Source organism: Lysobacter sp. TAB13 (assembly GCF_052113885.1).
In the GTDB taxonomy this organism is placed as follows: domain Bacteria; phylum Pseudomonadota; class Gammaproteobacteria; order Xanthomonadales; family Xanthomonadaceae; genus Lysobacter; species Lysobacter gummosus.
Genome location: NZ_JBFRDR010000315.1, coordinates 1 through 391, shown reverse-complemented (window position 1 = coordinate 391; position 391 = coordinate 1). Strand labels below are relative to the sequence as shown.

General features: G+C 67.0%; 1 protein-coding gene. It reads left to right on the top strand.

The genetic code is table 11. The features are described 5' to 3' along the window. The coding region (locus AB4Y92_RS26325) for a LysR substrate-binding domain-containing protein (RefSeq protein WP_441822302.1) at positions 1-391 on the top strand (391 nt) is incomplete at both ends.

Below are 391 nucleotides of genomic sequence, written 5' to 3'. Positions count from 1 at the left end.
CCCCGATATCGACCTGCGGGTCGTGACCGGTACTGCACTGGTGGATTTCAGCCGCGACGGGGTCGATGTCGCGATCCGCCATGGCTTCGGCCATTATCCGGGATTGCGCAGCGAGCATCTGGTTGCGGTCGAGGTCGTTCCCGTCGCGGCTCCGGCCCTGCTCGCGAGCCTCGGCCGGCCAAGGGATGCGGCTGGCCTGGCGCATTGGCCGCATGTCCATGACAACGAGCGAAAGGCCTGGCAGCGCTGGTTTCAGGCGCAGGGCATCGAGGAATTCGGTGCGCCGCGCGGGCCGTCCTTCGACGATTCAGGCCTGATGCTGAAAGCGGTGCTCTCGGGGCAGGGCGCGGGATTGCTGCCGGCGGCGATGATCGAAACCGATATCGCGGAC